This window comes from Microbacterium maritypicum, from assembly GCF_008868125.1.
Taxonomy (GTDB): Bacteria; Actinomycetota; Actinomycetes; order Actinomycetales; family Microbacteriaceae; genus Microbacterium; species Microbacterium maritypicum.
The window spans coordinates 242,139-261,383 of the sequence record NZ_WAAQ01000003.1; the positions used below are offsets into that span (position 1 = coordinate 242,139).

A 19,245-nucleotide genomic window follows, 5' to 3' on the forward strand; every position below is an offset into this window, starting at 1 on the left:
GCATAGAGGCATCTATCCGAGGGTCAGAACCCCTGTCCGTGTCACAAAAATGGGGAGGACGGCACCCGATCAGGTGCGGTCCTCCCCATTTCTCGGAGACGCGGCGTGTCAGCGTCGGCCGAGCTGCGTGGTGATCTCTGTGACCTGGTTGTAGATGGAGCGTCGCTCTTTCATGAGCTCGCTGATCTTCTTGTAGGCGTACATGACCGTCGTGTGATCGCGGTTGCCGAAGAGTTGCCCGATCTTGGGCAGGGAGAGGCTGGTGCGCTCACGGCACAGGTACATCGCGATCTGTCGGGCGGTGGCGATCTGCTGCGAACGGCTGGAGCCGTACAGGTCGTCGACGGTGAGCTTGAAGTACTGCGCGGTGGCCGTGATGATGTCGGTCGGCGAGATGATGTTGTCCTCGGCCGTGTCGATGATGTCTCGGAGCACGGTCTGCGCGAGGGAGATGTCGAGCGCGGAGCGGTTCAGGCTGGCGAATGCCGACACACGGATGAGTGCGCCCTCGAGCTCGCGGATGTTCGACGACACCACGGTCGCGATGTACTCGAGGACCTCGTCGGGGATGTGGAGCGCCTCGCTCTGTGCCTTCTTCCGGAGGATCGCGATACGCGTCTCGAGGTCGGGCGCCTGCACATCGGTGATGAGACCCCACTCGAAGCGGCTGCGCATCCGGTCTTCGAACCCGGTCAGGTGCTTCGGGGCGACATCGCTGGTGATGACGACCTGCTTGTTGTGGTCGTGCAGCGTGTTGAAGGTGTGGAAGAAGGCTTCCTGGGTCTCGGCTCGTCCCTGGAGGAACTGGATGTCGTCGATCAGGAGGATGTCGACGTCGCGGTATCGCGCCTGGAACGCGGCACCGCGGTTGTTCGCGATCGAGTTGATGAAGTCGTTCGTGAACTCCTCGCTCGAGACGTACCGCACCTTCACCCCTGCATAGAGGGACTGTGCGTAGTCGCCGATCGCGTGGAGGAGGTGCGTCTTGCCGAGGCCCGAGTCGCCGTAGATGAACAGAGGGTTGTACGCCTTGGCCGGCGCTTCGGCGACAGCGACCGCCGCGGCATGAGCGAAGCGGTTGGACTGCCCGATGACGAAGTTGTCGAAGGTGTACTTCGGGTTCAGGCGGGACTCATGGCGCAGCTGCGTCGGCTGCTCCATCGGGGACTCGACGCGCACCTGCTCGTGCCGGCCGAAGTCGCCGACGGCGATCGGTGCCGTCTGCTGCTCGGCCAGTTCGTGATTCACGACGACGCGGTAGGAGGTGACCTCTTCACCGATGTGGGAGAGGGCCTCCATGATCGGCAGGCGCAGTCTCTTGTTGATCTGCGCGGCTGTGAGGTCGTTCGGCACCTCGAGGTAGAGGGTGGCCGACATGACACCGGCCGGGACGGCCAGGCTCAGGAAGCCCTGCAGTTGCGGGGTGACTCGATCGTCGTCGACCAGAAGCTCCTGCACCGTGGTCCAGATGGGGACGTCGGGCTGGGCAGGTGATGACATGACGCTCCGGACGAGTGATCGAGGCGGGGTCGACGTGCCGTGCCCCCTGTGGATAACTTAGGATGCCACGGTAGTCATCCCGGCTGTGAACGGCAACCTGCCCTTGAAAATACGCGCGCGTGTTGCACCTGCCGGGCGTGGTCCGGTTGTGGATAATGGCTGTGCGGTTCGTACCGGGAGACCACCACGTGAGCGCGCAGATTTGCTCTGTGCGTCGGTAAGACGTACCCTTACTTGGTTGACTTATGCCATTTTTGGCAGTACCCCATGTCTCCGGTCGCAGTGAACCCGGTGGCAGCATTCCCGGAGTGATTCCATGAGCAAGCGCACCTTCCAGCCCAACAACCGTCGTCGCGCCAAGAAGCACGGCTTCCGTGCCCGCATGCGTACGCGTGCAGGCCGCGGCATCCTCGCTGCCCGCCGCGCGAAGGGCCGCACCGAGCTCTCTGCGTAGTCTGCTGTGCTCGCCCGCCCGTATCGGCTGACCCGCGGGAGCGACTATCGTCTGGTCGTTCGTCGCGGTTCCCGTTGTGGCGGGGCGCGCGTCATCACCTCGATGTTGACGACGGGCGAGAGCAGAGCCGCGAGGTTCGGATTCATCATCAGCAAGCAGGTGGGCACCGCTGTGGTGCGCAACACCGTGCGTCGTCGGCTCAAGGCCGTGTGCGCGGAGGCGCTCCCGCGAGTTCCCGAGGGCACGGATGTCGTCATCCGTGCCCTTCCTGCGTCTGCCACCGCATCGTTCGCCGAGCTTCGTGCCGATGTCGATCGCTGTCTGAGCAGGCTGACGCCGGCGTCCGACGCGGTGTCGGCATGAGCGCCCTTCCGGCTTCGTCGATCGGGACTGCGCATCTTCGCTCGCAGGACCTGGTGCGCAGCATCCCCGTGATCCCCCGCAATCTGGTGCTGGGGTTTCTGACCGCGTATCGCAAGGTGATCTCCCCGATGTATGGAGATGTCTGTGCGTACTACCCCAGCTGTTCCGCCTACGCTGTAGGTGCGGTGCAGCAGCACGGCGCAGTGAAGGGAGCGGCGCTCTCGGCATGGCGCATCCTCCGCTGCAACCCCTGGACCACCGGCGGCGTCGATGACGTCCGTCCGCACGACCACTTCCGCTACGACCTGACCGCACACGGTTTCGTCGTCCCTTCCCGAAAGGACTGAACGGTGGGTCTTGACCTTCTGCTCGCCAGCACCACCCCCAGCGATGCGCCCGCGGCGGGTGGCTTCGACCTGATCGGCACGATCCTGTGGCCGCTCAAGTGGGTCGTCGAGATGATCCTCGTCGCCTGGCACTGGCTTCTCACCGCTGTCGGTCTGCCCGCGGCATCCGGTCTGACCTGGGTACTCTCGATCGTCGGTCTCGTCATAGTCGTCCGTGCCGCTCTGATCCCGCTCTTCGTGAAGCAGATCAAGAGCCAGCGCAAGATGATGGAAATCGCTCCTGAACTGCGGAAAGTCCAGGAGAAGTACCGCGGCAAGAAGGATCAGCTCTCTCGTGAGGCCATGAGCCGCGAGACCATGGGCCTCTACAAGAAGCACGGCACGACGCCGATGTCGAGCTGTCTTCCGCTGCTGGTCCAGATGCCGATCTTCTTCTCACTCTTCAGTGTGCTGAGCGATGTGAAGAAACACGCCGTCGATGGTGTCGGTGGAGTCGGTTTGCTGAGCGCTGAGCTGACAAAGGAGTTTTACGACGCGAAGCTCTTCGGTGTGGCGTCGTTGCACGAGACACTGGGCGACGCGGTCGATGCGCAGAACACCACGGCGATCATCATCCTGGTCACCCTCGTCGTTCTGATGATCGGCTCGCAGTTCTTCACTCAGCTGCAGATCATCTCGAAGAACCTGTCTCCGGAAGCTAAGACCGGCCAGGCGTACCAGATGCAGAAGATCATGCTCTACGTGCTGCCGCTCGGCTTCATCTTCTCGGGCATTTTCTTCCCGCTCGGTGTCGTCGTGTACTGGTTCATCTCGAACCTCTGGACCATGGGCCAGCAGTTCCTCGTCATCCGCGAGATGCCGACTCCCGGTTCGGAAGCCGCCAAGGCTCGTGAAGAGCGTCTGGCACGCAAGGGCAAGGCGCTCGACTCCTCGGGCAAGGTCGTCCCGATGGCCGCCTACGAGGCAGAGCAGCAGCGTCTGCTCGAAGAGGCTGAGAAGGCGAAGGCAGAAGCACCGAAGCGCCAGCAGCCGGTGGGTAAGAAGCGCGCGAAGAAGAAGGGGAGCGGTTCATGAGCGAAACCATGACCGACAACGCCGAGCCCACCGTGGCTCAGCTCGAGAACGAAGGCGACGTCGCCGCGGACTACCTCGAGGAGCTCCTCGACATCGCCGATATCGACGGTGACCTCAACCTGGATGTTCGTCAGGGACGTGCCTATGTCTCGGTCGAGGCCGAAGGCGATGCGCTGTCAGTGCTCTCCGCTCCGGAGACGGTCCAGGCGCTGCAGGAGCTGACGCGCCTCGCCGTGCAGAGCAAGACCGGCTCGTTCTCGCGACTGATCCTCGACATCGCCGGCTCCCGCGACACTCGTCGCCGTCAGCTGGAAACCCTGGTCGACGCCGCTGCCGCGAAGCTCGATGAGGGCTCGTCCCAGGCATCCCTGCCTTCGATGTCCAGCTACGAGCGCAAGCTGGTGCACGATATCGCTGCGGAGCGCGGTCTGGTCTCCGAGTCCTACGGTGAGGGTGCTGACCGTCACACGGTTCTTCGCCGTCGTTGATGTTTCACGTGAAACATCGCTCGATCGGAGCCACGCATGAGTGAGCTGGAGCCTGAACCTTCTGTCGCCGCAGATCTCTTCGGAGACCGCATCGATGTGGCGCGATCGTTCACTGCAGCTCTCGCTCGCGAGGGCGAGGAGCGAGGACTCATCGGGCCGCTCGAGCTGCCACGGCTCTGGACACGACACATCCTCAACAGTGTGATCGCTGCTCCTCTCTTCCACGGCTCTGTCGCTGATATCGGCTCCGGTGCTGGACTTCCTGGGCTGGTGCTCGCGATCGCCCGCCCGGATGTGCAGTGGACGCTGGTCGAACCGATGGAGCGGCGGATCACCTGGCTCAACGAGCAGGTCGATGCCCTGGAACTCGCCAACGTCACTGTTCTTCGCTCTCGTGCGGAGGACGTGCAGCCCGGGGATGGCTTCGATGTCGTGACTGCTCGAGCCGTCAGCGCGCTGCGTACCCTGATCCCGTTGACTGCTCCGCTGGTACGAGACGGCGGCGAGCTCGCGCTCCTCAAGGGGATGAACGCACCGAACGAGATCGATGCGGCTCAGAAGCAGATCAAGAAGTTCCGGCTGTCAGACGTGAGGGTCGAAGTGTTGGGGGAAGGTGTCCTCCCCGAGACCACTCGGGTGGTTCGCGCCCGCGTTCGCTAGCTTCGTTGTGACAGGTAGGCGGGGTGTTTCACGTGAAACACCTCGCTTTCCGTGTCTAGGGGATGGGTGTCAGGGAATCGCACGGCGCTGATGACGAGTTTTCGACCTGATTGTTCGTCGGATGCTGGATCCTTCGTCTAGCTTCGTTCGCCCGGGCCGATGAGACCTCACCCTGCAGAGTTCATCGCCATCGGCGCCGGATCAGGCGCTCTCCTGCGCTGGGCGGGCTTCAATGGTCTCCATGGCAGGTTGGTTCGTCTGCACTGCCCCATTCGCAGGTCGAGGTCGTTTGGCATGTTTCACGTGAAACATGGGCACCATGCTGCTTCCAGCCGTGAGCCTGGGTGTGTGGAGGTGCATCGCCGGTCGATCGAAACGCGCGCGAGGGCGATGCCATCGCCAGGGTGGGATTCCGTCAGGAACGAGTTTAGGAGGGATGCGGGTCTGCGTAACCGCTGCTGGTGCTGGTGCTGGTGCTGGGTTGCTGCCGCTCCAGACGTTGCTGTTGCGGTGGACGTTGCTGGTCGTACGGACAGGGTTCGTCGGATTGATGCGCGTTAGCGGGCTCTGTGAAGGGAGGTCACTGCGAGATCGGACGCGTGTCATGTTCGGTTTCACGTGAAACACTGACGTACCTGACGTACCTGACGTACCTGACGTACCTGACGTACCTGACGTACCTGACGTACCTGACGTACCTGACGTACCTGACGTACCTGACGTACCTGACGTACCTGACGAGCCGGACGTGCCCGACGTGGTCTGCATGGTGTGCGGTGCGATCTGGTGCCATGGGCGTTTCGGAGATTTCTGCGGCTGGAGAACCCCTGTGTACGGGCTACCCCGCTCGCCTCCACTGCTTTCGAGCATCAAGGGATGCATGTTTCACGTGAAACGTACCCATCCGATCGCCGTCTCTTGGTGTGAATGACCCCTCTACGCAAGGCCGCCGCAAATAGGAGCGTGGAGAGTGATGCAGACGTGGCGGGAAGGTGGGGGAGGGGTGGCTGTACCGATTCCATGAGCGGTAGAGGCCAGCGGCTGCGGCGACAGCCGCCTCCTAGGTGCGCCTCTCTTGCGTGCGCTGCTCCTACGTTCAGGCGACTCCTGATCACGGGTCTTGTGCAGCGCGGTCAGCTTGGGGAGGGTGACGCGTCGTCAGCTTGCAACGCCAGAGCGACGGGGCCGGCTCGGATCTCGTGAGAGCTTGTTAAACGGCGCGAGTGGACACCGTCCAGGAGTCATGTCGGTGGCTGTGGGGATCCCCTCGGGCGTGTACGGCCACCCAACACATGTTTCACGTGAAACGGCGTCGATGGTGCCATGGGTGTTCCTACGTGTTCTCACTGCGGCCAGTATCCCTTCGGTTGTCAGCCGGCATGAAACGCGCACTTCGGTACGAGTGTGTGGCGGCCCGATCGGCAGAGGTGTGTGGCGAGCCGTGTGTGCAGTCCGCAAAGGGTGATGTGGGGGAGGAGGGATCAGGACCAGAGGAGCACAAGCGCTCGGGTCACGCCGCGGGCCCAGCGTCATGGGAGGTCCGACGTGAACGGGCGTCTCACGCACCGCTTGTCGCATGGACGCGGCGTACCTACGGGGGTAGACACCCCCAGAACGCGACCGTTTCACGTGAAACATCGACGTTCCTGCTCCAAGCAACCGCCATCCGGACGCAATTTCCAGTGGTGCTCCGCGCCCCGGCTGTCCGGGGATGGAGCGCACCGTGCGCCCCTCCGTCATCGGACGTCACTCCCAGCGATTAGAGTGGAACGCGGCCCCGAAAGGAGTGGATGTTTCACGTGAAACAATCCGAGAAGACGTCATCGAACGGATCGTTCGGGATGGATACACCGCTTGCGCGGGAACTCGCTGACCTCTCCGCCCGTAGGCGTGCACTCGAGGCCGCCACCGTCGAGTTCACCGGGGAAACCCGTGTGCTGACCGTGTCGAATCAGAAGGGCGGTGTGGGGAAGACCACCACCGCCGTGAACATCGCCTCGGCCCTGGCGGGAATGGGCGCGAAGGTCCTGGTCATCGATCTGGATCCGCAGGGCAACGCCTCCACAGCATTGGGTGTGCCGCATAGCGCCGAGGTCCCCAGCGTCTACGACGTGTTGATCGATGAGTTCCCGCTCGCGGACATCGTCCAGGAGAGCCCGGAGGACTCGAACCTCTTCTGTGCGCCGAGCACCATCCACCTCGCGGGTGCAGAGATCGAGCTGGTTGCACAGGTTGCTCGAGAGCATCGCCTGCGTCGTGCCCTCGAGGTGTATCTCGCCGACCACCCGATGGACTTCGTCATCATCGACTGCCCTCCATCACTGGGGCTGCTCACGATCAACGCCTTCACGGCGGCGACGGAGGTCTTCATCCCCATCCAGTGCGAGTACTACGCACTCGAGGGACTGAGTCAGCTGCTCGGGAGCATCCAGATGATCCAGAAGCACCTGAATCCCGTCCTTCATCTCTCCACGATCCTGCTGACGATGTTCGACGGGCGCACACGCCTCGCGCAGCAGGTTTCGGAAGAGGTCCGCACACACTTCCCGGAACAGGTGCTGGAGACGGTCATCCCGCGTTCGGTCCGGGTATCGGAGGCCCCGAGCTTCGGGCAGACCGTGATCGCGTACGACGGTCAATCCGCTGGCGCGATCGCCTACCGTGAGGCTGCCGTTGAGATCGCATCGCGCACAGCGACGCAGAGCAAGGAGAAATGATGGCGAAGCGCACTGGGCTGGGCCGGGGTATCGGCGCCCTCATCCCCACGACTGATCAGTCGGAGCGTCCTGTCGACGTGTTCTTCCCTGGCGCGAGCCTGCGACAGGCGAATGCGGAGGCAGTACCCGAGGTCGAAGCCGACGCCGCCGAACTCGAGGTCGTCCCCGGCATCCACCTGATCCAGGTCGATCCGAACACGATCGTCGCCAACCCCCGTCAGCCGCGAACGCACTTCAACCCCGAAGATCTCGCTGAGCTCGTCCACAGCGTTCGTGAGTTCGGTGTGCTCCAGCCCGTCGTCGTCCGCAAGAACAGCGAGGGCCAGTACGAGCTCATCATGGGGGAGCGACGTACCCGTGCTGCTCGTGAGGCCGGGCTCGAAGTGATCCCCGCGATCGTTCGCGAGACCGCCGACGAGGATCTCCTCCGTGACGCCCTGCTGGAGAACCTCCACCGTTCCGAGCTGAACCCGTTGGAAGAGGCCTCGGCTTACCAGCAGCTCCTCGAGGACTTCGGAATCACTCAGGAGGAGCTGGCCACACGCATCGGTCGCTCACGTCCGCAGATCAGCAACACGATCCGGCTCCTGAAGCTCCCTGTACCCGTGCAGCAGCGGGTTGCGGCCGGGGTGCTGACCGCGGGGCACGCGCGAGCCATCCTCAGTCTCGAGACTCCGGAGTCGATGCAGCGTCTCGCGGACAAGGTCGTGAACGAGGACCTCTCCGTGCGCGCCACCGAGGAGGCCGCCAAGTCGCAGCCCAGCGCCGGCAAGTCCGTGAAGCCGACCCCCGGTGCGCGCCGCGCATACCTTGACGAGGTGGCCGGCAAGCTCGGTGACCGACTCAACACCCGCGTGAAGATCGCTCTCGGCGCACGGAAAGGCCAGGTCACGATCGATTTCGCTTCCATCCAGGATCTCAATCGCATCCTGGAGGAGATCGGAGAGAGCGGTTACGGCTCGTCGAAGTGAGGCCCCGGCCACGGCAGCGCTAGCCTAGACTCGCGTCATCGTGACGACGAGGGGGATGTCATGTCGAGTACAGCCGGTCCAGTAGCCATCAAGCGCCGTGTGATCGCGGTGAGCATCGCGGCCGCGTTGGGTGGTTTCCTCTTCGGATTCGACACGGCCGTGATCAACGGCGCCGTGGATGCCCTGGCCGGTGACGTCTCCGGGTTCGATCTCGGCACGGCCCTGAAGGGCTTTGCCGTCTCCTCCGCTCTCATCGGTTGCGCGGTGGGTGCCTGGTTCGCAGGACCGGTCTCCAACAAGTACGGACGCATTCCCGTGATGGTCGTCGCAGCGGCGATGTTCTTCATCTCCGCTATCGGCTCTGGTCTCGCCTTCAGCGTCGTCGACCTCATCATCTGGCGAGTGATCGGTGGACTCGGTGTCGGCGCGGCCTCGGTCATCGCGCCGGCATACATCGCTGAAGTGTCACCGGCAGCCGTGCGGGGTCGCCTCGGATCCCTGCAGCAGCTCGCCATCGTGACCGGTATCTTCGCTGCGCTGCTCTCAGACGCGCTGCTCGCCGGTCTCGCCGGTGCCGCAGATCAGCCACTGTGGGGTCTCACGGCCTGGCGGTGGATGTTCATGGTCGCGGCTATCCCCGCGTTGGTCTACGGGCTCATGTCCCTTCGGCTCCCGGAGTCTCCGCGGTACCTGGTGCGCAAGGGGGAGCTGAAAAGGGCGGCTGAGGTTCTCGAAACCGTCACCGGTACCGTCGACGTCCAGGGGAAGATCGACGAGATCACCGGAACCATCGACACCGAACGCTCCGAGTCTCTGCGCGACCTGCGCGGCAACCGTCTGGGACTGAAGCCGATCGTCTGGATCGGCATCCTGCTGTCGGTCTTCCAGCAGTTCGTGGGCATCAACGTCATCTTCTACTACTCGACCACGCTCTGGCAGTCGGTGGGTTTCGACGAGTCCAGCGCATTGCTCACCTCTGTCATCACCTCTGTCACGAACATCGTCGTGACGATCGTGGCGATCCTGCTGGTCGACAAGATCGGTCGACGGATCATGCTGCTGGTGGGCTCGGTGGGGATGACCGTGACCCTCGGCCTCATGGCTGTGGCTTTCTCGTTCGGCACGCTGGACGCGCAGGGGACCGCGACACTCCCCGACCCCTGGGCCACCATCGCGCTGGTCTGCGCGAACGGATTCGTCGTGTTCTTCGGCGCGAGCTGGGGCCCGCTCGTGTGGGTTCTGCTCGGCGAGATCTTCCCGAACTCGATCAGAGCCGGCGCCCTCGCGGTGGCCGCTGCGGCGCAGTGGGTCGCGAACTTCTTCATCTCCACGACGTTCCCGGCCTTCGCGGAGATCGGACTCACCTTCGCCTACGGCTTCTACGCGTTCTTCGCGCTTCTGTCGTTCTTCTTCGTCTTCTTCAAGGTGCCGGAGACCAAGGGGAAAGAGCTCGAGGAGATGACAGAGAACATGAAGGTGCAGCGCCGGAGGGGTCCCCAGCCGACGTAGGCTTGAAGCATGACCGAGTCCGTACAGCGTCGCGCCAGCCTGGAAGTGCTGCGGGCCGAAGCGGCCGACGAACTCGCGGTCCTCATCCAGGAGCGCCTGCTCGGAGGCGAGGATCCGTGGGAGTTCATGGAGGAGCTCCCGAGCGTCGACGAGCTCGTCGTCTACCTTCTTCGCGCCGACAACATCAATGCGAATGACGGCGTGCGTCCCAACGCGGCCCGCCACTATCGTGTGCTGCGACAGATCGCACTGGAGTACCCGGAGCTGACCTCGGCCGTCTGGGGCCTGTTGGACGAGAAGCAGCGCCACCGCCGCTGGGATCCGTCCGTCGCCGACGCCTCCTGACGTGGAGGCCGTCCTCGATCCGTACGATCCGGCCTGGCCGGACGCCTTCCGGAGGGTCGCGGCAGAACTGCGGACGCAGGGGAACCCGAGCTGGATCGTCGAGCACATCGGCTCGACCAGCATCCCGGGGATGAGTGCCAAGCCGATCATCGATGTCGCGGTGCGGATCGCCGACGAGGAGGACCTCGACCGGCATCTGCCCGCCCTCGAGACCGTCGGGTGGCGGCTCGGGAGCGGAGTGCGAAGCCACCAGGTCATGGTCTTCGAGGAGGACGGCGTGCGCACCCGAATCGCCCACTTCTTCGAGGCGTCCAGGTGGGATGAGGTGAACCAGAGGATCCTTCGGGACTGGCTGCTGCAGAACCCGGAAGATGCCGAGCTCTACGAACGCGCGAAGCACGCTGCTGTCGATGCCTCGCGAATGGGCGAGGAGTCATACAACGCGGGCAAGACCGCAGTGATCCAGCTCCTCGTCGATCGAGCCCGTGCTGCCCGTGGACTATTACCCGTCTCGGTGTACGACAAAGACTGACGGAGAGGCGCATCGCGCACGACACGGGGCACGGAGACGAAGAAAGGGCCGTACCTCCCCGGGAGGTACGGCCCTTTCGAATCGCAGGATCAGCCGATGAAAGCGGCGAGGTCCTTCTCGAGAGCGAACTTGGGCTTGGCGCCGATGATGGTCGTCTTGACCTCACCACCGTGGAACACCTTCATCGCCGGGATCGACGTGATCTGGTACTTCATCGCCAGCTCGGGGTTCTCGTCGACGTTGAGCTTGAGGATCGTGATCTTGTCGGGGTTGTCGGCCTGGATCTCGTCCAGAACCGGCGCGACCATGCGACACGGACCGCACCACTCGGCCCAGAAGTCCACCAGCACGGGACCTTCGGCCTGCAGAACGTCCTGCTCCCAGGTCGCCTGGCTCGTAGCCTTTGCACTCATCAGAGTTCTCCTTGATTCGAGGTTCGTCTGCTACAACAGCCGACGAGGGAAAAGTGTTCCCGGCCTATGCCCTGGCGGTGAGGACCTCGGCGGCCTCGGCGGCCGGGACCTCCACGGACGCGTCCTCCAGGTCTGCGAGGAAGTGCTCCGCATCGAGCGCGGCGACCGTGCCGCTGCCGGCAGCCGTGATGGCCTGACGGTAGGTGGGGTCGATGACGTCACCCGCAGCGAAGACACCCGGAACCGAGGTCTTCGACGAGCGTCCGTCGACCCAGATGGTGCCCTCGGGCGTCAGCTCGAGCTTGTCGTGCACGAGGTGCGTGCGCGGGTCGTTGCCGATCGCGATGAAGAGCCCGTCGAGCGGGAGGTCACGGAGCGTGCCGTCGACCGTGGAGCGCAGCTGCACACCCGTCACGGAGTCGCCACCGAGGACCTCGGCGACCTCGCTGTTCCACACGAACTCGATCTTCTCGTTCGCGAAGGCGCGCTCCTGCATGATCTTCGAGGCCCGCAGGGTGTCCTTGCGGTGGATGACGTAGACCTTGTCGGCGAAGCGCGTGAGGAACGTGGCCTCTTCCATCGCGGAGTCGCCGCCGCCGACGACGGCGATCGTCTTCTCGCGGAAGAAGAAGCCGTCGCACGTGGCGCACCAGGACACGCCGTAGCCGGAGAGGCGCTCCTCACCGTCGATGTTGAGCTTGCGGTAGGCCGAGCCCGTCGCGTAGATCAGCGACTGAGTCTCGTGCTCCGCACCGCTGCCGAGGATGACTTTCTTGACGGGGCCGTCGAGCTGCAGCTCGGTGACGTCGTCGTAGACGACCTCGGTGCCGAACTTCTCCGCCTGCTCCTGGAACTTGGCCATGAGCTCCGGTCCCTGGATGCCCTCGGGGAAGCCCGGGTAGTTCTCCACCTCGGTGGTGTTCATCAGCTCGCCGCCGACCTCGACCGAGCTCGCGATGAGCAGCGGCTTGAGGTTCGCCCTGGCGGCGTAGATGGCAGCCGTGAATCCGGCGGGGCCGGAGCCGATGATGATGACCTGACGCATGTGCTCTCCGTCTTTGAAACTGCAGTCGAATGACCTTCGAGTGCTTCAACCCATGGTAACCGCGAGGCATTCCCAGCACACTGTGTGCCGCCGGACTGGGAGAAGGCTCTGTGCGCCGATCAGCGACCGGGGAGGAAGCGACGGACCAGCGCGCGGCCGGCCGTGAGCTCGGGGGCACGCATGATGGCGAGGATCGCGATGTAGACGATCACGACGGCGAGGCCGACCATCGCGGTCGCGAGGGTGGCGGGGATGACGCCGGAGGTGGCCCAACCCGTGGTGCCGCCGAGAAGCTGGAACGTTCCCCATCCGGCGGATCCTGCCGGGATCGCGGCGATCGTGAAGCGACCGATGGCCGTGATCCACGAACGAATCCTCAGACCGCCGATCTTCTTGTGCAGCAGCCAGGTGGCGACGATCGTCTGCAGGATGCTCGCGATCGACTGGCCGAGGGCGATCGCCGCGGCGAGAGAGGTGAGAGGGATGATCCCGGCTTCGCGCAGACCGAGCGCGGCCAGGGCGGTGACCACGATGAGGACGCACTGGAAGATCGTGAACCAGAACGGGGTCTTCGTGTCGTCGTAGGCGTAGAAGGTGCGCTGCACGATGAAGAGGATCGTGAGAGGAATGAGCCCGACGAGGTAGGCGAGCAGCACCATTGCGGCGGCTTGGGCGTCTTCGGCGGACTCGGTGAACACCCGAGATGCCGGGATGGCCGCGGCGGCGACGGCCGCGGTGGCCGCGACGATGAAGAAGAGCAGCGTGCGGATGCTCTGCGCGATGTCGGCGCGGACGTCGTCGTCGCGACCGGCAGCCGCGTGCGCGCTGATCTGGGTGAAGTAGGGGGTTCCGATCGAGAGCACGATGACGGAATACGGGAGCATGAAGATCAGCCACGCGTTCGCGGTCACGGTGGCGGAGGCACCGAGACCGGCGACCTCACTGACGATGTAGCCCTGGAGAACTCCGGCAGACAGGCTCGCGAAAGCCATGAGGAAGGTCCAGCCGGCTAGGCGGCCGACGTTGCCGAGACCGACACCGCGCCAACGGAAGTCGGGCTTGAGAGCGAGGCCCGTGCGACGCCAGAAGATGAGCAGGACGACGGCCTGCAGCGCGATGCCCAGCGTGGCCGTGCCGCCGAGCAGGGTGATCATCTCCGGCGTCCAGTCGGTGGCCTTCGTGGAGACGGGACCGAACAGCGCGCCGAGCGCGAGGAAGCCGACGATCGAGACGATGTTGTTGACGACAGGCGCCCAGGTGAAGGGACCGAAGATCTTCCGCGCGTTGAGGGCTTCGCCCAGCATCGCGTAGAGACCGTAGAGGAGGATCTGAGGCAGGCACCAGTAGGCGAGTGCCGTGGCGAGGGCGAGGGTGGCCTCGGTCGCTCTACCGGCGACCAGGTGCACCAGCCACGGTGCCGCCGCCGTTGCGATTCCCGTCACCACGACCAGGACGACAGTGCCCAGGGTGAACAGCTTCGAGATGAAGGCATTGCCGCCGTCGGCATCCGCGGTCGCCTTGACGATCTGGGGGACGATGACCGCCGTGAGGATTCCGACGGAGATCAGGGAGAAGACGCTGTTGGGCAGCTGGTTCGCGTAGGTGAACGCATCAGCCGCCTGCGACCCGAGAGAGCCGATGACTCCGACGAGCACGATGCTGCGCAGCAGACCGGTCAGGCGGGAGACGAGGGTGCCCGCGCCGATGACGGCGCTGGCACGGCCGAGGCTACTCATTCTTGTCTTCGGTCGCGGTGGCATCCGGTCGTGTGTGCACGGCACCCTCTTCGAGCGTCTCGATCTCGGCTTCGACGGCGGCCTCTTCGGCTGCTTCGTGGCGCTTGCGGCGCACGGTGCGGATCACGCCGAGCGCGATCAGGACGACGGCGAGCCCTCCGAAGACGATCAGGCCGATGGTCTCCCACTCGGCACGGACGGCGACCCGGATCTCCTCCTGGCCTTGGATCTGCACGCCGGTGGGGCTGTACAGGCTGAGTCGCAGATCGACCTCGCCACTGCCGACGCGTGCCGACACAGGGACCTTGACCCGCTTGGTGGAGTTGGCCTCGACCACCGTCTCCGTCATCGGTGTGACCTCGAGACGAGGGTCGGTCGGCGAGACGAAGAGCTGCACCGTCACCGGCCACGGAAGGTCGTTGCGCACGGCGATGGGCAGGTCGGCATTGGCGGTCAGCAGCTGGATGGTGCTGGACGGCGGTGTGCTCACAGCGCTCAGCGTCTGCGTGGTGCGCTTCTGGTGCTTCTCGACGTTCTTGGCGAAGGCGCTCGCCGGTGTCCCGACGGCCAACGTGCGCAGGATGCGGATGCGCTCGGGGCTCAGCAGGACCTGCGGATCACTGAGCATCGATGAGAAGGCGGTGAGTGCTGCTTCGTCGGCGAGGAGATCCGTCACCGCCGTTGCCCGTGCCGGGTCGGCTTGGGCTGTGACGGAGGCGGGGATCGCCGGAGTCGCACGCAGCGCCGAGACCTCGAAACCGATCGAGTCGGCGGAGGAGATCGCATCGCGCAGCGCATCGGCGTCACGGTTCTCATCACGGTCGAGACCGATCAGCAGCGGAGCACCGGCCACGCGATCCGCTGCCAGCATGAGCAGGGCGGATGCCTCGGCGAGCAGACGCTGGCGATCCACCTGATCGGACTCGGCCGCAACCTCCGACAGGGACTCGGACAGAGCGGTGTCCGTGACCAGCAGGTCGTTTCCGCCGGCAGTGGCGTGCGCCGCGCTCTGTCCGCCTACGGCGGTGGAGGAGACGATCGTGGTCGTGCCCACACCGAGATACCTCGTGAAAGCGGCCAGGTCATCCTCGCTGAGCTCGTCGTCCGGCCACAGGATCTGAGCGAGCGCGCCGTCGATCGCGGTGAGCTCCTTATCGTCGGGCAGCTGTGGTGTCCCGGTCGGGCCGGGCGTCGGCTCGGGTGTCGTGGCCGGGGTGCCGGTCGGCGCAGGCGTGGCCGGGGTCTGCGAGAAGTTCGCCGCATTGAGGAACGGGGCCAGCGTCGTCGGCTGCAGGAGTTCGGGCAGACCCGCCTGCGCCTGGGCCGCGGCATCAGCATCGCCGAACTGCAACGCGAACCGCGCATTGGGCAGGGCATCGAGGCGACGCAGCCAGTCCTGGGCGCTCTCGGGCGCCGCGGAACCGAGAGCGCGGATGGCGGCGACGATGGCGGGATCGATCGCAAGGACCGCGGTGGTGCCCGCCACACCGTCGAGCTGAGCGGTGAGAGCGCCCTCGGGGCCGGTGAGGGCAGCGAGCTCGTCCGAACTGAGCAGAGCACCGCCCTCGGGCGTCGCCGTGATGGGGACGAGCACCCCGACCTGAGTGGTCTGAGAATCGGCGACGACCAGCACACTGGTGGCGGTGGTCGCCGCTGCGTCATCGTCGTCGGTGTTCTGCGTCTTCGCGCCGGTGAGCTCCGCCCGTAGCGGGTAGACGCCCGGAGCGAGGGCCCCGAGGGTCTCGGCCGGCACGAAGACCGTGGTCATGGCCGACTCTCCGGCATCGAGGGCTGCCGTCGTGTCGGAGCCGATGGCGTCGAACTCGCCCGGGGCCGTGCCGTCGTCGAGCCAGCTCGCGACAGAGGCCTCATCCGTCAGCGGCGTCCTGCTGAGCTCCACTTGCACCTGACCGCCGGAGAGCTTCGACTCGGTGTCGTTCTGCACCGTGAGCATCGCCGTGGTCGCGGAGCCGGGGGCGACGAGGCCGCGCAGGCCCGCGGAGATGTGGAAGCCCACGCGTGCATCGTCGTCCGCACCCGATGTCCCGGCTGCACTGGCCGCGCTCGGTACGACGACCGCGCAGGCGCCCAGCGCGATCGCGAGAACAGCGGTCCTGCTTGCGAGCCTTCGAAGGCGCGCACGGAGGCCGTGCTCGGGGGTGATCGCGGTCATGGAGGTCTTCCTCGAACGCCCGGAGACGGGCTGATCGTGAGTACTGACCTCCCGATTCTAGGAGGCGCTGGGAAAGAGAACCCTGAAGACGCGTAGAGTGACGGCCGTGTCCGACACCCCCGCACCGCTCCCAGACCCCCTTCGCTGCGCCGCGCTCGCCGCCGATCTCGACGCCGCCGACCTCCGTTCCGAGCCGCTTCGTCGTCTATGGGGGGAGGAAGCGGACGACGCTCTCGCGCGCGGCATGCACGAGCCGATCCTGCGCGCCATCGCCGGTGACTCCGGCGTGCTGGCGACGCTCGGGCGACTGCTCGTGCTCGGGAAGCCGCAGCCGCGGGGGGCCGTCGCCGCCGCGTTGCCGCACCTCGGAGTGGACGGGCTAGTGGCTCTCGGACTGGGCACGTCCGACGCCGAAACGGTGACCCCGACCGCGCTGCTGCGCCCGCAGTCTTTCGTCGATGCGGATGGTGTCGGGGAGTGGTGGATCGCCAGCGACCTGGACGAGGTGGCGCTCGATGGCCCTCTTCCTGCCGACCATGTGCTCGGGGTCGGGGGAGCGTCGCGCACGCTCGCCGAGACGATCGTTCCCATCCAGGTCGATCGGGCTCTCGATCTGGGCACCGGCTGCGGTATCCAGGCGCTCCTCGTCGCCCGTCGCGCCGGCACGGTGATCGCGACCGACATCTCGCAGCGCGCCCTGGCCTTCGCGGAACTCAACGCCCGCCTCAACGGGGTGGTCAACATCGAGTTCCGGCACGGCAGCATGTTCGAGCCCGTCGCGGGAGAGGCCTTCGACCTGATCGTCTCCAACCCGCCGTTCGTCATCACGCCGCGGGTGGAGGGGGTCCCGGCCTACGAGTACCGAGACGGCGGACTGGTGGGCGATGCGCTGGTCGAGCAGTTCGTGCGGAGCGCGCCCGCGTATCTGACGCAGAACGGCATCGCGCAGCTGCTCGGCAACTGGGAGTCCAGGTCCGGCATCACCGGCCTCGCCCGTCTCGAGGCCTGGGTGCCGAGCGAGCTCGACCTCTGGGTGATCGAACGCGAGGAGCTGACCCCGCTCGGCTATGCCGAGCTGTGGATCCGTGACGGGGGGACGACGCCGCGCGACCCGGCCTTCACGCCGCTGCTGACCGCCTGGCTCGACGACTTCGCCGCCCGAGGCGTGACGTCGATCGGCTTCGGCTACGTGCTGATGCGCCGCGGGGCGCCGGAGCATCCGCTTCGGCGCACGGAGAGGATCGCCCAGCAGGTCTCGAACGTCGGGACCGCTCTGGGCACGGGCCTTGCCGCCCACGACGTGCTCGCCGAGGGTATTCCCTCGACGCTGGTGACGGCTCCGGACGTGACCGAGGCGCGGCACCTGCTGCCGGGCAACGACGATCCCAGCGTCATCGAGCTGCGACAGGGCGGTGGTTTCGCCCGCACGGTGAACGTCGATCCCGCGCTCGCCGGGTTCGTCGGCGCCTGCGACGGCGAACTCACCGTCGTGCAGATCGCCTCGGCGCTGGCCGACCTCTTCGAGGTGCCGTTGCCGGATCTGTGGGCCGAGCTCGAGCCCCGCATCCGCTCCCTGGTGCTCGACGGCATTCTGGTGCCGGGGGAATAGTCCCCAGATCTATGCGTTGGAATGGATCATGAAGGCTTTCGGATTCCTCTCCTTCGGGCACTACGCGGATGTGCCCGGCTCAGCGACCCGCACGGCGGGCGACATGCTGAAGCAGACCATCGAGATCGCCGAGGGCGCCGACGAGATCGGTGTGAACGGCGCCTACGTGCGCGTGCACCACTGGGCGCGTCAGGCCGCCTCGCCGATGCCGCTGCTCGCGGCCATGGCGGCGCGCACGAAGCGCATCGAGGTCGGCACGGGCGTGATCGACATGCGCTACGAGAACCCGTTCCAGTTCGCGGAGGAGGCGGCCGCTCTCGACCTGATCTCCGACGGTCGCATCGCGCTCGGCGTGAGCCGTGGTTCACCCGAGACGGCTCTGCGCGGATACGAGACGTTCGGCTACGTCGATGAGGAGGACACCGAGCGCGGAAGCGTCATCGCCCGGGAGAAGTTCGACCTGTTCCTGCGTGCGATCGACGGGGGAGGGAATCGCCCCCGGCGACCCGCGCGTGGTGGGGGCTGGGCGCTATCTCGCGATCGAGCCGCAGTCGCCGACACTCCGCGATCACATCTGGTGGGGATCGGGTTCGCGCCCGACCGCGATCGAGACGGGTCGCAAGGGTCTCAACATGATGAGCTCGACCCTCGTCACCGAGGCCACGGGGCAGCCGTTCCACGAACTGCAGCGTGAGCAGATCGACCTCTTCCGGTCCGCATACAAGGAGGCCGGACACACCGGCACCCCGCGCGTCTCGGTCAGCCGCAGTGTGTTCCCGCTGGTCTCCGACATGGACCGCGCCTACTTCGGCCTTCAGAGCGAGGAGAACGCCGATCAGATCGGCATCATCGACGGGTTCCGCTCCACGTTCGGCAAGACCTATGCGGCCGAGCCCGACGTGCTGATCGAGCAGCTTCGACAGGACGAGGCGGTGATGGCCGCGGACACCCTGATGCTGACGATCCCGAACCAGCTCGGACCGGAGTACAACCTGCACGTGCTGGAGTCGTTCGCGAAGCACGTGGCCCCGGCGCTGGGCTGGAAGCCGAACACCGAAGGGCCGGTCCAGGGCGATCCGGTCTGATCACGACCCGTGTGCTTGACAAGGCACGTCTGGTTCGCTCTGCAACAAAGATGCGATCGTCAATTAGGTGCGAGGGCGACGTAACGCAGCATTGAGGAGTGGCATGGCCGCCTCTCAGTGCGTGCTGTTATGTCTTGTGAGTCGAGCGCGGCACGAGCAAACCACTGCTTTCGTCTCGGGTGCGCCTTCCGTGCGACCCGCCTAGTAGCGCTACTGTCAACGAA

Annotated in this window: 17 protein-coding genes and 1 pseudogene; 13 read left to right on the forward strand and 5 right to left on the reverse strand. The window is 65.5% G+C overall.

The genetic code is table 11. The features are described from left to right. Positions 1-108: 108 nt before the first annotated feature. On the reverse strand, positions 109-1,500 hold the full coding sequence (dnaA, locus tag F6W70_RS16855) for a chromosomal replication initiator protein DnaA (RefSeq protein WP_017829913.1): 1,392 nt from the start codon (positions 1,498-1,500) through the stop codon (positions 109-111). Positions 1,501-1,816: 316 nt separating this feature from the next. On the opposite strand from dnaA, the gene rpmH reads away from it, so the two are divergent. From rpmH to F6W70_RS16915, 11 genes are all read left to right on the forward strand, one after another. Next, a complete protein-coding gene (gene rpmH / locus F6W70_RS16860; protein WP_013584598.1) occupies positions 1,817-1,954 on the forward strand; it encodes a 50S ribosomal protein L34 in 138 nt (45 codons plus the stop codon). A 6-nt stretch (positions 1,955-1,960) separates the two neighbouring features. Beyond that, positions 1,961-2,317: a ribonuclease P protein component gene (gene rnpA / locus F6W70_RS16865; protein WP_031205843.1), complete on the forward strand. Its 357-nt coding sequence runs from the start codon at positions 1,961-1,963 to the stop codon at positions 2,315-2,317. Then, positions 2,314-2,664 (forward strand): membrane protein insertion efficiency factor YidD, encoded by a 351-nt coding sequence (yidD, locus tag F6W70_RS16870; RefSeq protein WP_151487393.1) that lies wholly within the window; start codon positions 2,314-2,316, stop codon positions 2,662-2,664. Before rnpA ends, yidD begins: the two co-directional genes overlap by 4 nt. 3 nt (positions 2,665-2,667) lie before the next feature. Next, positions 2,668-3,738, forward strand: coding sequence for a membrane protein insertase YidC (gene yidC, locus F6W70_RS16875; RefSeq protein ID WP_055871533.1), 1,071 nt, complete (start codon positions 2,668-2,670; stop codon positions 3,736-3,738). After that, positions 3,735-4,226 carry a Jag family protein gene (locus F6W70_RS16880; RefSeq protein WP_017829909.1) on the forward strand — a complete coding sequence of 164 codons (492 nt, stop codon included), beginning with the start codon at positions 3,735-3,737 and terminating at the stop codon, positions 4,224-4,226. Before yidC ends, F6W70_RS16880 begins: the two co-directional genes overlap by 4 nt. A gap of 36 nt (positions 4,227-4,262) precedes the next feature. Beyond that, positions 4,263-4,886, forward strand: a complete 624-nt coding sequence (gene rsmG / locus F6W70_RS16885) for a 16S rRNA (guanine(527)-N(7))-methyltransferase RsmG (protein WP_151487394.1) — start codon at positions 4,263-4,265, stop codon at positions 4,884-4,886. Between the two features lie 1,841 nt (positions 4,887-6,727). Continuing rightward, positions 6,728-7,603, forward strand: coding sequence for a ParA family protein (locus F6W70_RS16895; RefSeq protein ID WP_318278938.1), 876 nt, complete (start codon positions 6,728-6,730; stop codon positions 7,601-7,603). Then, on the forward strand, positions 7,603-8,574 hold the full coding sequence (locus F6W70_RS16900; RefSeq protein WP_082524311.1) for a ParB/RepB/Spo0J family partition protein: 972 nt from the start codon (positions 7,603-7,605) through the stop codon (positions 8,572-8,574). Before F6W70_RS16895 ends, F6W70_RS16900 begins: the two co-directional genes overlap by 1 nt. A 60-nt stretch (positions 8,575-8,634) precedes the next feature. After that, on the forward strand, positions 8,635-10,083 hold the full coding sequence (locus tag F6W70_RS16905; protein ID WP_200942495.1) for a sugar porter family MFS transporter: 1,449 nt from the start codon (positions 8,635-8,637) through the stop codon (positions 10,081-10,083). A 9-nt stretch (positions 10,084-10,092) separates the two neighbouring features. Beyond that, positions 10,093-10,428, forward strand: coding sequence for a hypothetical protein (locus F6W70_RS16910; RefSeq protein ID WP_017829903.1), 336 nt, complete (start codon positions 10,093-10,095; stop codon positions 10,426-10,428). A gap of 1 nt (position 10,429) precedes the next feature. After that, positions 10,430-10,960 carry a GrpB family protein gene (locus F6W70_RS16915; protein WP_170287950.1) on the forward strand — a complete coding sequence of 177 codons (531 nt, stop codon included), beginning with the start codon at positions 10,430-10,432 and terminating at the stop codon, positions 10,958-10,960. Positions 10,961-11,049: 89 nt separating this feature from the next. Here F6W70_RS16915 and trxA read toward each other — a convergent pair whose 3' ends face one another. The 4 genes from trxA to F6W70_RS16935 form a co-directional block, all read right to left on the reverse strand. Beyond that, entirely contained in the window at positions 11,050-11,373 is a 324-nt protein-coding gene (trxA, locus tag F6W70_RS16920; protein ID WP_017829901.1) for a thioredoxin, read from the reverse strand. Between the two features lie 64 nt (positions 11,374-11,437). Then, positions 11,438-12,418, reverse strand: coding sequence for a thioredoxin-disulfide reductase (gene trxB / locus F6W70_RS16925; RefSeq protein WP_055875423.1), 981 nt, complete (start codon positions 12,416-12,418; stop codon positions 11,438-11,440). Positions 12,419-12,537: 119 nt separating this feature from the next. Then, positions 12,538-14,154: a murein biosynthesis integral membrane protein MurJ gene (gene murJ / locus F6W70_RS16930; RefSeq protein ID WP_151487397.1), complete on the reverse strand. Its 1,617-nt coding sequence runs from the start codon at positions 14,152-14,154 to the stop codon at positions 12,538-12,540. Continuing rightward, complete coding sequence (locus F6W70_RS16935; RefSeq protein ID WP_151487398.1) at positions 14,147-16,327, reverse strand: DUF6049 family protein; 2,181 nt, start codon at positions 16,325-16,327, stop codon at positions 14,147-14,149. The genes murJ and F6W70_RS16935 overlap by 8 nt, the downstream gene beginning before the upstream one ends. Positions 16,328-16,424: 97 nt before the next feature. On the opposite strand from F6W70_RS16935, the gene F6W70_RS16940 reads away from it, so the two are divergent. Continuing rightward, a complete protein-coding gene (locus F6W70_RS16940; RefSeq protein ID WP_151487399.1) occupies positions 16,425-17,936 on the forward strand; it encodes a DUF7059 domain-containing protein in 1,512 nt (503 codons plus the stop codon). A 28-nt stretch (positions 17,937-17,964) separates the two neighbouring features. Then, positions 17,965-19,021 (forward strand): annotated as a pseudogene (locus F6W70_RS16945) (LLM class flavin-dependent oxidoreductase). Positions 19,022-19,245: the final 224 nt, after the last annotated feature.